The 16129-nt window shown below is 44.6% G+C and carries 14 protein-coding genes; 8 read left to right on the top strand and 6 right to left on the bottom strand.

The window, feature by feature from the left end; genetic code table 11:
- The first annotated feature begins 258 nt into the window (after positions 1 to 258).
- The 4 genes from PGW94_RS00835 to ligA all read left to right on the top strand — a co-directional run bounded on the left by PGW94_RS00835 (position 259) and on the right by ligA (position 3520).
- The gene (locus tag PGW94_RS00835; RefSeq protein WP_271757584.1) at positions 259 to 762 is read left to right on the top strand and encodes a redoxin family protein; all 504 of its coding nucleotides are present in this window, start codon (positions 259 to 261) and stop codon (positions 760 to 762) included.
- A gap of 168 nt (positions 763 to 930) precedes the next feature.
- Positions 931 to 1164: a BolA/IbaG family iron-sulfur metabolism protein gene (locus tag PGW94_RS00830; protein ID WP_271757634.1), complete on the top strand. Its 234-nt coding sequence runs from the start codon at positions 931 to 933 to the stop codon at positions 1162 to 1164.
- Positions 1157 to 1486: a Grx4 family monothiol glutaredoxin gene (gene grxD, locus PGW94_RS00825; protein WP_271757582.1), complete on the top strand. Its 330-nt coding sequence runs from the start codon at positions 1157 to 1159 to the stop codon at positions 1484 to 1486. Before PGW94_RS00830 ends, grxD begins: the two co-directional genes overlap by 8 nt.
- Before the next feature lie 6 nt (positions 1487 to 1492).
- Positions 1493 to 3520, top strand: a complete 2028-nt coding sequence (ligA, locus tag PGW94_RS00820; RefSeq protein ID WP_271757579.1) for an NAD-dependent DNA ligase LigA — start codon at positions 1493 to 1495, stop codon at positions 3518 to 3520.
- A 729-nt stretch (positions 3521 to 4249) separates the two neighbouring features.
- On the opposite strand, the gene PGW94_RS00815 is transcribed toward ligA, so the two are convergent.
- The 3 genes from PGW94_RS00815 to PGW94_RS00805 are packed head-to-tail and all read right to left on the bottom strand — an operon-like array spanning position 4250 to position 7827.
- Positions 4250 to 5410, bottom strand: coding sequence for a ribonuclease D (locus tag PGW94_RS00815; protein ID WP_271757577.1), 1161 nt, complete (start codon positions 5408 to 5410; stop codon positions 4250 to 4252).
- A gap of 7 nt (positions 5411 to 5417) precedes the next feature.
- The gene (locus tag PGW94_RS00810) at positions 5418 to 7517 is read right to left on the bottom strand and encodes a sensor histidine kinase (protein WP_271757573.1); all 2100 of its coding nucleotides are present in this window, start codon (positions 7515 to 7517) and stop codon (positions 5418 to 5420) included.
- Positions 7518 to 7548: 31 nt separating this feature from the next.
- Positions 7549 to 7827: a cold-shock protein gene (locus PGW94_RS00805; protein WP_271757571.1), complete on the bottom strand. Its 279-nt coding sequence runs from the start codon at positions 7825 to 7827 to the stop codon at positions 7549 to 7551.
- A 1248-nt stretch (positions 7828 to 9075) separates the two neighbouring features.
- On the opposite strand from PGW94_RS00805, the gene dcd reads away from it, so the two are divergent.
- Positions 9076 to 9633: a dCTP deaminase gene (gene dcd, locus PGW94_RS00800; protein WP_271757569.1), complete on the top strand. Its 558-nt coding sequence runs from the start codon at positions 9076 to 9078 to the stop codon at positions 9631 to 9633.
- Positions 9634 to 10108: 475 nt separating this feature from the next.
- On the top strand, positions 10109 to 10783 hold the full coding sequence (gene ccmA / locus PGW94_RS00795) for a heme ABC exporter ATP-binding protein CcmA (protein WP_271757567.1): 675 nt from the start codon (positions 10109 to 10111) through the stop codon (positions 10781 to 10783).
- On the opposite strand, the gene PGW94_RS00790 is transcribed toward ccmA, so the two are convergent.
- The gene (locus PGW94_RS00790; protein ID WP_271757565.1) at positions 10775 to 11773 is read right to left on the bottom strand and encodes a COX15/CtaA family protein; all 999 of its coding nucleotides are present in this window, start codon (positions 11771 to 11773) and stop codon (positions 10775 to 10777) included. The two genes, ccmA and PGW94_RS00790, sit on opposite strands and share 9 nt — an antisense overlap.
- A gap of 300 nt (positions 11774 to 12073) precedes the next feature.
- On the opposite strand from PGW94_RS00790, the gene PGW94_RS00785 reads away from it, so the two are divergent.
- Positions 12074 to 12823 (top strand): DsbA family protein, encoded by a 750-nt coding sequence (locus tag PGW94_RS00785; RefSeq protein ID WP_271757563.1) that lies wholly within the window; start codon positions 12074 to 12076, stop codon positions 12821 to 12823.
- A gap of 311 nt (positions 12824 to 13134) precedes the next feature.
- On the opposite strand, the gene hisS is transcribed toward PGW94_RS00785, so the two are convergent.
- Positions 13135 to 14412 (bottom strand): histidine--tRNA ligase, encoded by a 1278-nt coding sequence (hisS, locus tag PGW94_RS00780; RefSeq protein WP_271757632.1) that lies wholly within the window; start codon positions 14410 to 14412, stop codon positions 13135 to 13137.
- A gap of 115 nt (positions 14413 to 14527) precedes the next feature.
- On the opposite strand from hisS, the gene purC reads away from it, so the two are divergent.
- Positions 14528 to 15259, top strand: a complete 732-nt coding sequence (gene purC, locus PGW94_RS00775) for a phosphoribosylaminoimidazolesuccinocarboxamide synthase (protein ID WP_271757561.1) — start codon at positions 14528 to 14530, stop codon at positions 15257 to 15259.
- Between the two features lie 638 nt (positions 15260 to 15897).
- On the opposite strand, the gene PGW94_RS00770 is transcribed toward purC, so the two are convergent.
- Positions 15898 to 16062, bottom strand: coding sequence for a hypothetical protein (locus PGW94_RS00770; RefSeq protein ID WP_271757559.1), 165 nt, complete (start codon positions 16060 to 16062; stop codon positions 15898 to 15900).
- Positions 16063 to 16129: the final 67 nt, after the last annotated feature.

Below are 16129 nucleotides of genomic sequence, written 5' to 3'. Positions count from 1 at the left end.
GCGTCGTAGTGACACAGCGCAATCCCAAAGTTCCTATGGAGTGAGGGTACTGCACGTGTATTTTCAGGTCCTGTTACTTGAGGAAACAACGCAGGTCGCTGGGAAATCTCAAAAAGAAGCTTTTCCCCCGCCCCAGAGCAGCGCAGGTAGGATCTTACAAACTGTCTACGAAGACAGCAAATATTTATGCATGTCACTATTCCCGCAATAACGCAGACCTTGTATCATATCCAAACATTCTCACGAAAGGGGCGTCTTATGCGAATAGTCGGCGTATTCTTGTTGTTTGTGTTTTGTACTCTTTCAGTAGCCGCGTTTTTTGCAGTTTATCGCGCTCACAATAAACACTCTTTTTCTTATGACGTAATACTTCCAACAATAGTTGGCGAGTCAGCCAAGTTTAACACGCGGGAAATCAAAAAAAAGGGCCGACCCTATGTGGTAAATGTGTTTGCATCGTGGTGCACGATGTGCGTGAATGAACATAAGATCTGGATGGAAGCAGCAAAGAATTCCTCAATTGATATTTACGGAATAGACTACATAGACATAGAGAGCAATGCATTGTCATGGATTAACCTGCACGGAAACCCATATATCATGGTTGCCGCTGATTATGCAGGCGAGGTGACAAAAACTTTCGGTGTCTCGGGAGTTCCCGAAACGTTTATTTTCAACAAAAAAGGGGAGCTAATTTTACACATTCCGGGAGTTGTTACTGAAGAGCTGTGGAAAAAGCATATTGTCAGATTGATTAGGTGACAATCAATCGTGAGAGTAACGCGAAACCAACTATCCGGCACCCTTTGGCAGTCGCATTGGTTAAAGGTAAAAACAGTACCCTCTTGGTGCGTACACAATGACACTATTTACCATCCACACAAAAAGTGTTATACAGCTTGTCTCCTTGTGTGGTGTAGATTTCTTGCAATGGCTGTGGATCCATTTACATTAAAGCAGTTGTTAGTTAGCGCCTTCCCAGGCGATGCGGTTGATGTTATCAGTCTGGTGGATGACGATGACCACTACGCAGTGAAAATTGTCTCCGGTAGATTCAGCGGTAAGTCAAAACTTGAGCAGCACAGGATGGTGTACGATGCGCTATCTGGGGTTGTTGTTCATGCATTACAAATAGAAACAAGCGTGGGAAATTCAAATGGATAGCAACTTGGTAGATCGTATTAAACACGACATTGAAAGCAACGACGTAGTACTGTATATGAAGGGCTCCGCGGATGCGCCACAGTGTGGGTTTTCCAGCGCCGTGGTCGCTGCGTTAATGCGAGTCGGCGTACCTTTCAAGGGTATAGACGTTTTGAGAGACCCAGAGCTTCGTGAAGGCATAAAGAAGTTTTCCGATTGGCCTACTATCCCCCAGCTATACATTAAGGGGGAGTTCATAGGCGGTTGCGATATAGTGAGCGAGATGTACCGTAGCGGCGAGCTGCAGGAGCTATTAAAAAAGAAGGGAATAATAGCTGGCTAGAGATAAATGCCTGACACTAATAAGCAGCGATTGGTCAGAATCAATGAGCAGCTAAGGCGGCACGATGTCCTCTATCATGGTCTTGATGCTCCAGAGATTACTGACTCTGAATACGATGCGCTGCTGCGGGAGAAGCGCGAATTACTAGCGAAATTTCCTGAACTTGAACCTCATAATGACTACGACGGGGTAATAGGGTCCCCTTTGGCAGAAACAAAATTGCAGAAAATTGAGCACATTGTGCCTATGTTGTCCCTTGAGAACGCATTCACCCAGGATGATGTTCACAAGTTTATAACGAGGGTGAAGCGTTTTCTGGGCTCCGATAATAGCGTAGAATTTACAATTGCTTGTGAACCTAAAATCGATGGAATGTCATTCTCTGCCCTGTATGAGCATGGTGCTCTAACAAGAGTTGCTACTAGGGGAAATGGTCATCTTGGGGAAGACATAACCAGCACCGGAAAAATGTTAAAGGGTCTACCTCACAGAATAGAAAATGCTCCCGCGACTGTTGAGGTTAGAGGTGAAATCTACATGCACCATAGCGATTTTGCCAAATTGAAAGATACATGTAACTTCGCAAACCCACGCAATGCTGCAGCTGGATCAATACGGCAACTGAATCCTCAAATTGCTGCTGAAAGGAATCTACGTTACATAGCGTATTGCATTGTGAATAGCACGCTGGGGACTCAAAGTGAGATTCTCAGCCAATTGGCAGCGTGGGGATTTTGCACTCACTCAGAAGTACTTTTCACAGCCAATGTAGAGGAGGCTTTTGCCTTTCATGATCGCATGTACAGCACTCGCAGTAATCTTGGCTATGACATCGACGGAATAGTTTACAAAGTGAACGAGATACATGTACAAAAGCTCCTGGGAGCCACGGGAAAGTGCCCACGTTGGGCCGTAGCGCACAAATTCCCTTCCACAGAAGCCATTACAAAACTCAATGCCATTTCTGTCCAGGTTGGCAGAACAGGCGTTGTCACTCCTATAGCGGAACTAGAACCTGTAAACATAGGCGGGACTGTTGTGTCACGTGCGAGTCTCCATAATCTCAACGAAATCGCCCGCAAAGACATCCGAGTAGGAGACTACGTAGTAGTGAAAAGAGCCGGTGAGGTAATACCTCAGGTGGTTGGCGTAGATAGCGCAGCACGTCTTGGAGCTCCTTTAGAAAAGTTTATATTTCCCACCCACTGCCCCTCATGCGGTGGCGTGTTGAGACAAGAACCCGGCGAGGTTGCTATGCGCTGCGTTGCAGAGTTATCGTGCAAAGCACAGGTCTTAGAGAGGGTTCAACATTTTGCATCTCGAGATGGGTTAAACATAATTGGTCTGGGCGCGAAACAAATAGAGTTCCTTTGCAATGCGTCATACATTAATGACGTAGCCGATATCTTTTCTCTAAGTGAGAAGATAGATAATGAGAGTCTGCGCTCGGAGCGCGGTTGGGGTGAAAAGTCTGTAGCAAACCTTCTCGACTCCATACGCACAAGCTCCACAGTAAAGCTGAGTAACTTCATTTATGCTTTGGGTATGAGATTTATAGGCAAGGGGGCAGCTAAACTTATAGCAGAGCACTATAGGTCTCTTGAAAACTGGATGAACGCGATGTACACACTGGCATCGGGCGGCGAAATGGACACAATACGCGGCATTGGTGCCAAAAGCATTGATTCTCTCAGATTGTTCTTTTCCAATGAAGAGAATATTAGGGTTCTGCAAGCTCTCGAGAAAAAGCTAAATGTCTTGGACGAAATTGTATCGTCGGCATTTGGTGCAGAATCCCCGTTGTCTGGAAAAACAGTTGTTTTTACTGGCACGTTAGAGAGTATGTCCCGTGTGGATGCTTCTAGAAATGCAGAGCTAATGGGCGCAAAAGTTAGCAGTTCTGTATCTGCAAACACTGACTTTTTAATAGCTGGAAGCAATGCTGGTAGCAAACTACAGTCTGCAGAAAGGCTTGGCGTACGTATCATTAATGAAGGCGATTGGTTGCAGCTTGTAAAAGAGCACACCCAGTAATCCCTCTCTACATTAAGCTATCGGAATCGCTGCCGGTGCGGCACACATTAGAACTTCTTGACGCCATACTCAGCTAAACAGCTACTGGTATCTTAATCCGCGATCTAGTTGATAAGCACAAAACTGGTCATGCCACTAGCAATACGCATTGCTGACATCAACAATTGGCAAATGAAATGATTTCCCGAACCTGTAGAGTACACACCTGCAGTGCTACAACACAATAACTCACCATTCTATGGCCACAGCCGTATACATCCCCGTACTAAAACTTGTGCGGACGGATTGCGCAAACCAACATTTTTGGATAAACCGCGAGTCACCTACTGGACAATGTGCTTCATGTGACCTGTAGCGGGGAAAGTAACTTTCTGAAATGAAAATTCTCGCAACTCAATCCTCCGCTTGGTGAATCATTGAAAAACAACGAGATATCAAAACCGCTATGATATAAAACACAGACTCAATAAGTAACGTTAATTCCGCAGCATGTTAAAGGGTACTTACGAACTCTTCCCATGTACCGCTAAGCAAACAATCGCGTAGGCTGCCGCTACCTGCAGACAATGAATAGTCGCTGCTTATGGTACTATCTTTCACCACCTGACAATTAATCACAAAACCATCACACGCCGGACCTGTATCTACCAGAAACCTCTGTATGTGCAATCAAGAACGAACCTCTGCGAAACTGTGATCAAGACTTGCTCTTGGAATCGCAGCAGAATCTCATTTGTTTTCAAGCAATTGCGTGTCGACTAATAACTGCGGTCCAGATCCTTCATCGCTAACCGAAAAAACAAGTTGAGATTTGCCGGAAACAAAGTCTTCTATCTTATTGCCAAAAAACTCATACCGCCAGCCTCGCATTATTACGCTTGGCAGCCTGCTCATAGCCCTGACCAGGTCTCTTCTAGACGCCACTAACCGCTGCGAAACCCCATGCTTCAAGCACACGTTATGTAGCAATATGGAAAGAACACTAAGAACATCACGGTCTTGTGACGCAGCATTACTTGGCTCCAACCTGGAGTTTTTGTTACGGTCAACTATTTCCGTTAAGCCAAAAGAAAGTTCACGCAAATACTCGCCCTTTACGTGATTCGCTAAACAAGCGTCGCTGCCACTTGATATGAAGTCTCTAGTTGCGTTCAAAACGCTTTTTGAACACATAACGATGTTGCGATTCACGTTACGCAGGCTTGCTACTTTTTCACGCCACTCGACCACAGATCTCGCAACCATTAACTCTTCTTCTGTCAGCTCTCCATAAAAATCCATACCTTCAAGTATAGAAATATACTGCTCCGCAACCGAATTTCCTATATTCTCCATCTCCTGCAAATACCAGGACAGTCGCCCCTTTGCTTCCAAAATGTCTTTCAATATTTCATAAAGTTTATGCAAGTAGACAACATCATCAAGTGCATACCGCACTTTGCCTTCCGTCAACGGCCTCTTCGACCAGTCTACCCTCTTGAATGATAGTTTATTAAGCCTTACACCTAAAAACTGCTCAACCAATTTTGAATATCCAACAGAATTTTCATGATACTCGCAGAGCATCGCTGCTATCTGTGTATCAAAAATGGGATCCGGTATACTTGGGAATTTAACAGATAATGCATCAAGGTCTTGCCTGCAGTCGTGAAACACCTTAAAAATTTTCTTATTCGCGAATACATCCTGCAACGGCTCCAAGTCTATGCCTTCTGCCAAAGCATCAACAACACAGTGCCCTCCTTCATAAGCGAGCTGCAACAAACATAACCTGGGATAGTATTCACTAAAACTTCTAGAAAATTCAGTGTCCACAGCTACGCTTTCTGGGCCACAATGAAGTAGCTCAGCACAAAACTTCGATAATTTGTCAGTGGAACATATTAGCACTTTGGGCTCACTTTAAAAAAGTCATCAAGACTACACCGCCTTCGTCTGAGTTGCAGAAGCTTATAGTGGCACCATGCTCTTCCAAAATCTTCTGCACTATCGCCAGCCCAAGACCAGTACCCTGATCCCGTGTGGTGACGTAAGGCTCAGTCAACCTGCCAATAAGGTCTTCAGAAAACCCTACCCCGTTGTCCCGCACCTCTACCTGAACACTTCCTTCGCGTTTGGAAACCACAACCCCTATCCGCCCATTATCAGCATTTACGCTGGCATTTATGGACTCGCAGGCATTTTTGAATATGTTCACAAACACCTGAGAAATTTGCTCTTGGTCCAACCAGACAAGAACCTCTTCTTCCGGAAAGCTCAAGTCGTAGTATACGACATTTTTGCCGAACTGTCCCAAAAAGCTTATATCCCTTATTATGGCGGATATATCACACATTTTGAAAGTGGGGCTTGGCATTCTCGCAAACTGCGCAAACTCGTCCACTATGCAGCTTATATTAGAAACATGCTTAATTATGGTATCCGTGTATCGCAAAAAGGTTTCCCTTTCTGAAACAATCTGCTCAGAATACTTACTGCTCAGCCTCTCAGCTGCTAGGTAAATTGGGGTGATGGGGTTTTTTATTTCATGCGCTATTCTTCTCGCTACATCAGACCATGCAGCCTTCCGCTGCGCCTCTACAAGCCCCGAAATGTCGTCAAACGTTATTATCAAACCCTGAGTTTTCAGCCACTCTATGTTGACTGACAATATAAGAGACTTGCACCCTCTACTAATGGCAATATCACCCTTGCACTTAGCTCCACTAACCAGCTCCTGGGCTTCCGGAAATACCTCTTCTAGAGGCTTATTCAGCTCATTACATGACAGGAGCTCCATAGCCCTATCATTCATCAAAGTAACAAGCTTAGAAGGTGAAAGCGCCATGACCCCGGAAGAAACCCCAGATAACACAGTTTCAACAAAGCCCTTACGGCTGTTTATTTCACGGTAGGCATTCTCAAGCTGCAATCTCTGCTCGCTCAGACGCTCAACCATCTGGTTAAACGCCCGAATAACAGTGGCAATTTCTTCACCCATTGCATCGCCGTTGTTTTCAATTTTGCAATCAAAGTCGCCATCTTGCACTCTCTTGGTTGCAAAAAATAGTTCAGACAATCTGCCTACGATGCCTTTGGCAAAACTCGCACCCAACCATACCGAGATAAAAAGAAGCACAAGAAAAAGAAATAAAAATGCCAAGGAAAACTGAATCTGCAAAGCAGACATCTGCATCCTGAGATCTTCTCTGCGATCCTGTATTTCGGAATTGTTCGGAATATCGTGTTCCTGCGCTTTGCGCATCAGCCGGACCGCAACCAGATATGTTTTTGTGGATTCATCGATAAGCTGTACCGCATATACAGAGTGCCCTGTGAATATCGCCACAGGCTTTTCTTTGTTCACAGGCAGCTCGCTCTCAGCTATAGAATCCATACTGAACCCGGTATCCGGTATGCTACTTGCAACAATTTGGCCATTTTCTACAAGAAGAACTTCAGAAAAATGAAATATCCTTGAACCAAGTAGAAGTTTTTTACTCGATCGATTACCTGAATTTATCCCAACATATTCAGATAGATGCGTAATATCGGAACTGAGAACAGCAGAAATACAGGCGGCTCTCTGGTCAAAAGCGGCCGAAACACACTGTGAAAACGCGGGCCGTATACTGTTATAATACCACGCCCTAACGCCATAATCGAAGAACAGGTACGCGAAACCCGACACTAGCACGGCCGGGATCATACCTACAGAGGTAAAAACCAGGACAGCCCTGGCCTGCAACCTAAAACCTAGCTCTCCTCGCTTACATTGTATCCATATATGCATCATCCAATACGACAATGCAGCTATGAAGAATAAGAACAGTAGCAGCCCTCCTAGGAGGAGAGGCATAGACTCTTCCGGGGCAACACTCCACGCCCCGAATACATCGAATAGAAGAAGTACAAGCAAAAGATCAAGAGACGCCAGTAGAACAGAAAAAACACCGGAAGATAGAACACCACTAAGAACACTCCACAGAAGGCGCCTCTTCATAAAACCTAGCAGCACATGAACCCTAACAAGGTCTAGCAAACAGATGTTACTCCGCTATAACCTCTAGGTTCACAGCAGAAACCTTACCGTTGTTTTCATCCAACTGATATCTAACCTTCTGGCCTTCCCTAAGATTATCTATTCTGCTCCGCTGCAACGACGTGATGTGCACAAAGACATCCTTATCACCGTGGCCCATTCCGGCCCCACCGCTCAACTTTCCACCATCTGAGCCGTCTTTACAAATAAATCCGTAACCCTTCTCTACGCTAAACCATTTTACATGACCGGTGTAGAACGTCTTCCCATCCACTAACTGAGACATCAAAAACCCTTAAATATTCAGACAAAAAACCGTGACAACCAACCCCCTGAACTCACGCCTGAGTTGTAGGATGCACGGCGCTCCAAGACTATATTTTAATATCCAGCATTGCAAGAGAAATATTATTTTTTTACGTACTTTCCCTAGAGTAAATAGTGCACATCTTCAACCTAAAGTAGATAATGCATGACCTCCATCACACGTATACACAACTTTATGCCCTATCATATGCATTTTGATAACACATGCATTTTTTATTTGATAAATCAAAAAATATTGCTATTAGACCCTCCAGATAAGCTCTAAGTATGTGGCAATGTTATATTTACGGCCTATTCATGCTGGTAGAAGGTGGCAAATTTTGCCGCATATCGTATACTATGCTTTGACACTGCATAAAAATTTTTGAAATTTCCTCCACCTCTCCCACGTTTCCTCAATGACCTGTTTAGGACATATCAGAACGACTAACAGTAGCGATCTGCCCTTTGCTTTAAGGCATAACTAAAGTACTTATGTTCATGAATTATGCGCTACATCAGCCTATCACCGCGTAGATTTCGCCTAATAACTGATAGCTAAACTTACAGCTGCTGATCAAAACCCGGCCATACACCCTTTGTCTAACGCATAGACGATATTATAATGGCTCAATGCGGTAGCTCACATAGACACCTCTTCCAAGTACCTTTTAAAGGAGCTGTGTTCGGATATGCTCAGCAGAGCGGACTTTGCGGCGCTACGGGTGGCGCGCTCCAGAGAGAGAAAAAGTCTGTCTTGCGGCATGTGTCATCAAGCGAATTATGCGTGCACGTACAACTTACAGTATATATGCCAGACATGGTCTGCCCTTCCTTGAATTAGACTAAATCTGCGGTCTTTTGTGAAGCATCAAGCACTGCAATGTCATGAACTCTGCAAAAAATGACAAAGTTAGAGTTGCGTCTTATGGTTCACTAGAGAGATTTTAAAGGTTATGACTGCAGTAACAGTGTACAGTATGTGGAACAGTTTTGCAGAGCTAGTCTCAAGGCCGTTATTTGCCTATATGTGGACATGGATTATCAACTTGCGCCATGTTAGTAGTAACTCATTTCTTAGCCATATACAACTTGTTACGTCACAGTAGTTCCACAACAGGAAAAAATGACGGGTCATGGCCTAATTAGAGTTTTCTCTTGCGCTGGAACAGCATTAGTTATAGAGTGAGGGTCTAGGTTTGTTGTTTTTCTCTTCCTCGGAATTGCCATGTCAGTCATGCCCGATCATTGGATCAAGGAAAAGGCCTTGAAGGAAGGTATGATCTCTCCATTTGTGGATCACAAAGAAAACTCCGGTGTTCTTTCCTATGGCTTGTCATCTTACGGCTATGATGCAAGGCTCGATAATAAGTTTAAGATTTTTTCCAACACCCACTCTGTGATAGTGGATCCCAAGAACTTTTCTCAGGATAGTTTCATAGACAGAGAGGGAAGCCTTTGTGTCATCCCGCCAAACAGTTTCATGTTAGCTAAAACGGTAGAGTACTTCAGGATACCAAGGGATGTTATGGTTATCTGCGTTGGTAAGTCCACATACGCACGCTGCGGTATCGTGATAAATGTTACTCCTCTGGAGCCAGGCTGGGAAGGATGCGTAACTTTGGAATTTTCTAATACGTCTCCGCTTCCCGTGAAGGTTTACGCATTTGAGGGCGCTTGCCAGTTTCTGTTTTTGGCCGGCAAGGATCGTTGCAGCATCTCGTATGACGAGATAGATGGTAAGTACATGGGGCAAGATGGTGTTACGCTCCCGATAGTGAGCTAATATCCGCACATGACGTCTAGCCATGGCAAAAGAAGGTGTGTGTGTACGGAGGGTGCGCGTTGCACTGTGTTTTTTCAATAATGTTATCTCTAAAGTTGATTGTTGTTTAAGGCACTGGCCACAGCCTCATTCACAGAACTTTTCAGCTTCGCATGTGGGTCCGCAGGCATCCTGTGAGATACTTATGCAGCATGCGGATGTGTGCACCGTAGTATAAGAACGGTCTCAGATATGGATTGTTGCCACACTGCACAGACGTCATTGCACAGCACATTGTGTGAAACTTCTCAACAATTAAAACATGACCCAAGCTTATTTCGTCTTGTCCACCACACACGATGTGTGCGCTACTGCAGCTTAAGTCATAATATCACTGATAGTCTTTTGTTTTATTGCGTTACAGCTGCTTACCTGTTTTACTACTCGGGGTAGCTCGTATGCTGTTTAGTATGGTAATAATCCCATAACATGTATCATGCTAGTATTCGGCTCGAGTGCGTGGGTTAAGCTTGATGGGGGTGTGGTGCTAGAGTGCTCTAATGTGACATGCATACGAGGAGAGAGCGTACTTTTTAAAAACCTTAGTTTCGTGGCTGACTATGGTACGGTCACTGTAGTCACAGGAATGAATGGTAGTGGCAAGACGTCTCTGTTGAGAGCAATGGTCGGATTGGTACCAATCCGGTTCGGTACGATAACCCTAGATGGAGAGGTAGTAACCACATCGAGCACATGTATTTCTAACATAACATACGTTGGACACAAAAATGCTTGTTACGAACACCTAAGTACTGCCGATATACTGCGGTATTGGGCTCACTCAAGGGATAAAGACGCTTTGTTAAGCGCCGCAGTAAATTTTTTCGGGCTAGATCCGGTTTTAAACACTAAGTACAAACACCTGTCATCGGGGTGGAAACGAAAAGTTGCCCTATCTAGATTGCTGTTATTCAACACGCAGGTCTGGATAATTGATGAGCCGTTCACAAATATGGATTCACAGGCTATAGACACCGTAAGGAACCTGATCCATACCCGGGCAGAACACGGGGGAATCGTTGTAATGTCGGATCACAATCCAGCACACATATTTCCCGACGCACAAATAGTGCATCTGTCCCCAACCCGAGCAGAAGAAGTTCTAACGTAGATAAACCACACGTTTTGCTACTTTGAGTAGGTAGATTTCAAGCGCTATAACCACAAAACTCCATATTTGGTGTGCTGCTGCTATCTTCACCGGAACTCCATGTACCAAAGTAACAACACCTAACAAAAACTGTACGCATACAGAAAAAAACAGTACCCAGCTCGTTCTTGTTCGAACAAGGGCTAACGTGGTTGCAGCGCACAGGAACACGACTGCTGCAAAAATGCGATGTAAAAACTGAACAGCTGGTCCATTTCGCAGTAAGGTTCCCGATACCAAAGCTTCCTTGAGAATTTGCTTAGGGATAATTTCTCCATCCATAAGTGGAAAGGTATTAAAAATTAGGCCAGCATCCAATCCTGCAACAAATGCTCCCAGTAGCATTTGCACCACCGTGATCACGTATATTAGTACCAGAAATGAGTACTTACACGTAGATACATGGTATTTTCCACTCACTCCAATGCACTCCAGCAGACTGTACCACAGCAAAGAAAATATCAGCACAGTTAGGAACAAGTGAACGGACAGTCTGAAATGGCTGACGTATGGAACATCTACCAATCCACTCTTGACCATCATCCATCCCATAATTCCCTGTAGCATGCCTAACAGCGACACAAGCCCTATGCGCACCGCAAACGCGCCCTTTATCTTACCTTTGGCAATAAAGTGGAACATGGGCACAAAAAATACCGCGCCCAGCACTCTGCCAAGTAGTCTGTGAAAGTACTCTGTCATGTATATGCGCTTGAAATCTCCCATTGAGATGCCAAAGTTCGTGTACTTGTACTCTGGAGTTTTTTCGTATTTTTCTTTCTCTATGATCCAGGATTTCATACTCATTGGGGGAACTATGCCAGTTATAGGGCGCCACTCAGTGATAGACAGCCCAGCGTTAGTAAGCCTAGTAATTCCGCCAACTAAGACCATAACGAGAATGAGGACACAACACGTGCCCAGCCAGAGTGCGCAAGCCGACCGATGCATAATTTTTAATCACAACGTATAATCATCATAGCGCACTAGAAACATTTAACAACTAACATAACAAGATGCTCTTTGCAGTCTGTATACGCCGCGCGTGCATGTATGTAGAGCATAATATGGTCTTCGCACAAGAGTTGTATACGAACAAATGTAGTACACGTTATGTGCCTGCATGTATTGGGCCTCTGCTATTGGCCATAGCACCCAGATTTATGCAGCAGTTGCCCATATAGAAACATTGACGATACCCTGCATTTGTGTTAGTCGTGCTTAGTATTGCTGGTGTGCTGGAGTTTGTATATGGGGAGGTTGTTGTGCCTGTTGGGCCTTGTGGTATTGGTTGCAAGCTTCCCTCTGATTAGTCGTTGGGTTTCGGGTGTAAGGCACCAAAATAGGCAAGAGATAGAGGCAATCATAGAGGAGTACATTTACAAAAACCCCCACAAGGTTGTGTCTGCACTCAGCAAGGGCCAGGTTGCTATAAACAAGACGGAAATGCGTAAGCGAGTCCAAGAAAATAGGGAGGAGCTCGCTGACGAGGCTTACCCCGTGTTTGGCAACAAGAAAAGTGATGTAGTCTTGGTGGAGTTCTTTGACTACTCATGCGGATATTGCAGAACTATGCTTCCTCATATAAGGGAGATATTGAGCGATGGTAAGGCCAGAGTGATCTTCAGGGATCTGCCATTGCTAGGTGATGCGTCTATGCTTGCGGCGCGCGCTGCTCTCGCGGTGCATTTTCTGAATCCGGAGAAGTATATAGACTTTCACTACGCTACTATGGTCTATAACAAGAAGTTTGATGAGGAAGAAATTGCTGAGATCATAGCCTCCATAGGTATAGCGTACGAGGACTTTGAGAAATCCCTGGTACAGAATGATGAGAAGATAACCAAGATGTTGTCTGACACAAAGGGCTTAGTTGCTAAGCTCAATATCGGTGGCACGCCTTCTGTTGTGGTTGGAGACACTGTGTTCGTAGGGTCAAGTGATCTTCAGACCTTGCGTGATATGATCCAAAGCGCCGCTGATGCCAAGAGGAATAAGTAAGGCAGTAGCTCTTTAGCGTTATTATGGGTCTGTAGTCTATCTTTGAAACTGAACAGTATTTTGTGTTTTCGCCGCAATGCGTTTTATCCTGGAGTGATATAGGCGCTGTAGAAGTAGGTGAACACATACCAGCGCAAAGAGCATTGAAAATTTCGCAGCACCTTTATGAGCCCAACACGTTGACAAAGACTGTCCCTATGGCGACAAACTGGGGCTCATGATATTCCGTTTTTCCCATTCTGCTCTGACGTCATATTTACGTACGCACATCGCGTTGCTATACGCTATCACGAGCTAAATCAGCATGATGGCTATTTAGGAAGCTCGGCTGCCATTTTGCCCAAATACGCTTTAATATCTCCTGTTTTCACTTCCTCCTGCCGTCCTGATACCATATGCTTGCACGTGACAGAGCCGCGTCGAAGCTCATCGTCACCCAGAATTAGCACAACGTCTGCCCCCTGTTTGTCTGCTCGTTTGAGACCGGTCTTCAGCCTAACTGCCACATGATCATACGCTACTTTTAGGCCCAATAACCTTAGATCGTACGCCATACGCATTGCCTGGGGCATAACTTCGTCACATATCGGAACAATAGCAACACAAAATCTCTTTCCCTGACTTCCGCCGTCCATGAGTGCGGCGAGTCTTTCCATTCCGCCTGCAAAGCCCACTGCTGGAACATCTTCGCCACCCATTAGCGATACAAGACGGTCATATCTGCCTCCAGCGATCACAGCATCCTGAGCCCCCAGGTGTTCTGTCTTGAACTCAAAAACAACTCCGTTATAGTAGTCCAGACCTCGCACAAGTTTATTGTTAACGACATAGGGAATAGCCAAATTTGTCAGGTGGTCTTTAACTTCACAAAAACGGTGCCGGGTATCTTCATCATAAAAATCTTCTATACAGGGCGCACCTTGTAATATAGAGATATCGCCAGGGTCTTTGGTATCCAAAATTCTAAGTGGATTCGTATATAACCTCCTCTTGCTGTCTTCTGACAGGCCATCACTGTGCTTCTCAAAGTATTTTACTAAACTGTCCTTATATGCTCCCATACACGAACCGGCACCTAGAGAATTGATCTCCAACGTCACCCTATCGTCTATACCTAACGCTTTCAGTATGCTATGCGCCAATGAGATGATCTCCGCATCGGCGCCGCTACCTATCGCACCAAAAAACTCGTAGTTGATCTGATGAAATTGGCGCTGACGACACTTTTGTGGTCGTTCATAGCGAAATACAGGACCAGAAGTGAATAGCCTCACTGGCACAGTCATCCCTGATGTTAAGAACAATCTAGTAATAGCTGCGGTAAACTCCGGACGTAGGGTAAGCACATCGCCGCCCCTATCGGTGAAGGTATACATTTCCTTGCCTATTATGTCAGTAGAGTCTCCTAACGTCTTACTGAATACATCTTGGGCTTCAAATATTGGGGTTTGGACTGGAAGAAAGCCAAAGCGCTCACCTATTTCTTGTGAGATGGCTCTAATACAGTCAAACTTGTAAAAGTCATCCGGAAGAAGGTCTTTAGTTCCACGCACGGGACGAAACTTGCCTTCTTCTGCACATTTTATCATGAAACTAGCCCTCAGAACCTGATAGTAGTGTTTATGACAAGGTATCAAATGTGTACATTTTTTTTACAAAATTATCCGCCAAATTGTAAAATGCGGCAAACGCATGAGGAATTCCATGAATAAAAGCCGTGAGATTTTATATGAAGGAAAGGCCAAAATAATAATACAGCTCGATGACGCAACCGCAGTGGTACAGCATTTTAAGGATGATGTTACTGCCTTTAACTCCTTAAAGAGGGATTCCATTGTAAACAAAGGAATTATAAACAACAGAATTAGCTACCTGCTCATGCAACATCTAGAAAAATGCGGTATCGCCACCCACATGCTTGAATTCCTCAATGATCGCGAGCAACGTGTAAAAAGATTGGACATGATTCCTATAGAAGTCGTAGTACGCAATATTGCTGCAGGAAGCATCTGCAAGAAGTTTGGTATACCCAAGGGAAAAGTTTTTTCTGCACCATTGGTAGAGCTATATTACAAGAGCGATGAGCTCGCAGATCCCATGATATCCGAAGACCATGCCCTGCATTTTGAGCTTGTAACACACAGTGAACTACAGCACATACGCGCCTTGGTGCTGGAAATAAACAACGTGCTCCGTACGGTATTTGACGCAGTAGACGTGTTGCTAGTGGACTTTAAATTGGAATTTGGTCGAAACCCCTATGACCACAACAATATTGTACTTGCCGATGAGATTAGCCCCGATACATGCAGACTTTGGGATAAATCAACGCACATTGCATTAGACAAAGATTTATACAGACTCGGTATAGGAGGCGTGCAGGAAGGCTACTCTACAGTGCTACAAAGAATTGAGAAGTTCTTTGGACAGGCATAGCTTGCAGAAATCTGCGCCCATAACGAACCTCAGCTATGCAAATGTTGGATCATCGAGTTAAAATTTGGAGAGCAAAAATCCAAAGTATTAAATATTGCTCAATAAGAATCCATTGCCATGCTAGCTTTTGAACTGATGACAGGCAATTCCTGAGATGTTTGGGGTTACATAAAAGGCCTCCTACCGCACATTACAGAGTAGAACTGAGAAAAGATAAGAAACTAGGTAAGCCCCCGCGTGGACCCCACGCTGTCGCGATACCACATGTAAAACACACACAAGCCTAGTATCTCTCCCACTGTGTTAGAGCACCAAATAACAAGGCACTTCATATACAAACATGGGCCTTGCGCTGCAATAATTTCGGCCACAAAGACATCCTGCACTAGCAAAATGTCGCACACCTCGACACGTACACTGCGTATAACAACGCAAGTGTTGGTTGCGATAATGGCATTATCAACCCGAAAACATTTGTGTGCTTTCTGGTACTTTCTTTCATAGCAGCCGTTTATTCTATAGTGCAGATCACAATGTTTAGTGCGCGTATTCCGAAATAGTTAAGAGCTATCCTGAAAGATCGTGAGGCTCATCCCATCAGGAACAACAACGTACACTAGGTTGCCCAGGACATAACACTAAAACAACTTTCGCTTGCTACAGAGTAGTTTTATGAACACAGCAAGATTTATGAATTCACTATTGTTTTCATCTATTACGCCAACCCATGCACGAGGTGATGCATCGCTAACGCGCGCTAGAGGAGGTTTTGACGCACTTTTTTTCATGAAGATTATTGACATTTTTACGAAATGTGCACTCCTTAATAACTTATAACATTTCGCACAACCGTCGCAGTAGAGGTACGTA

It is taken from the genome of Candidatus Anaplasma sp. TIGMIC (assembly GCF_028204095.1).
GTDB lineage: Bacteria > Pseudomonadota > Alphaproteobacteria > Rickettsiales > Anaplasmataceae > Anaplasma.
Note: the sequence above shows the minus strand (reverse complement) of the source record. Positions and strands in the feature narration are given on the sequence as shown.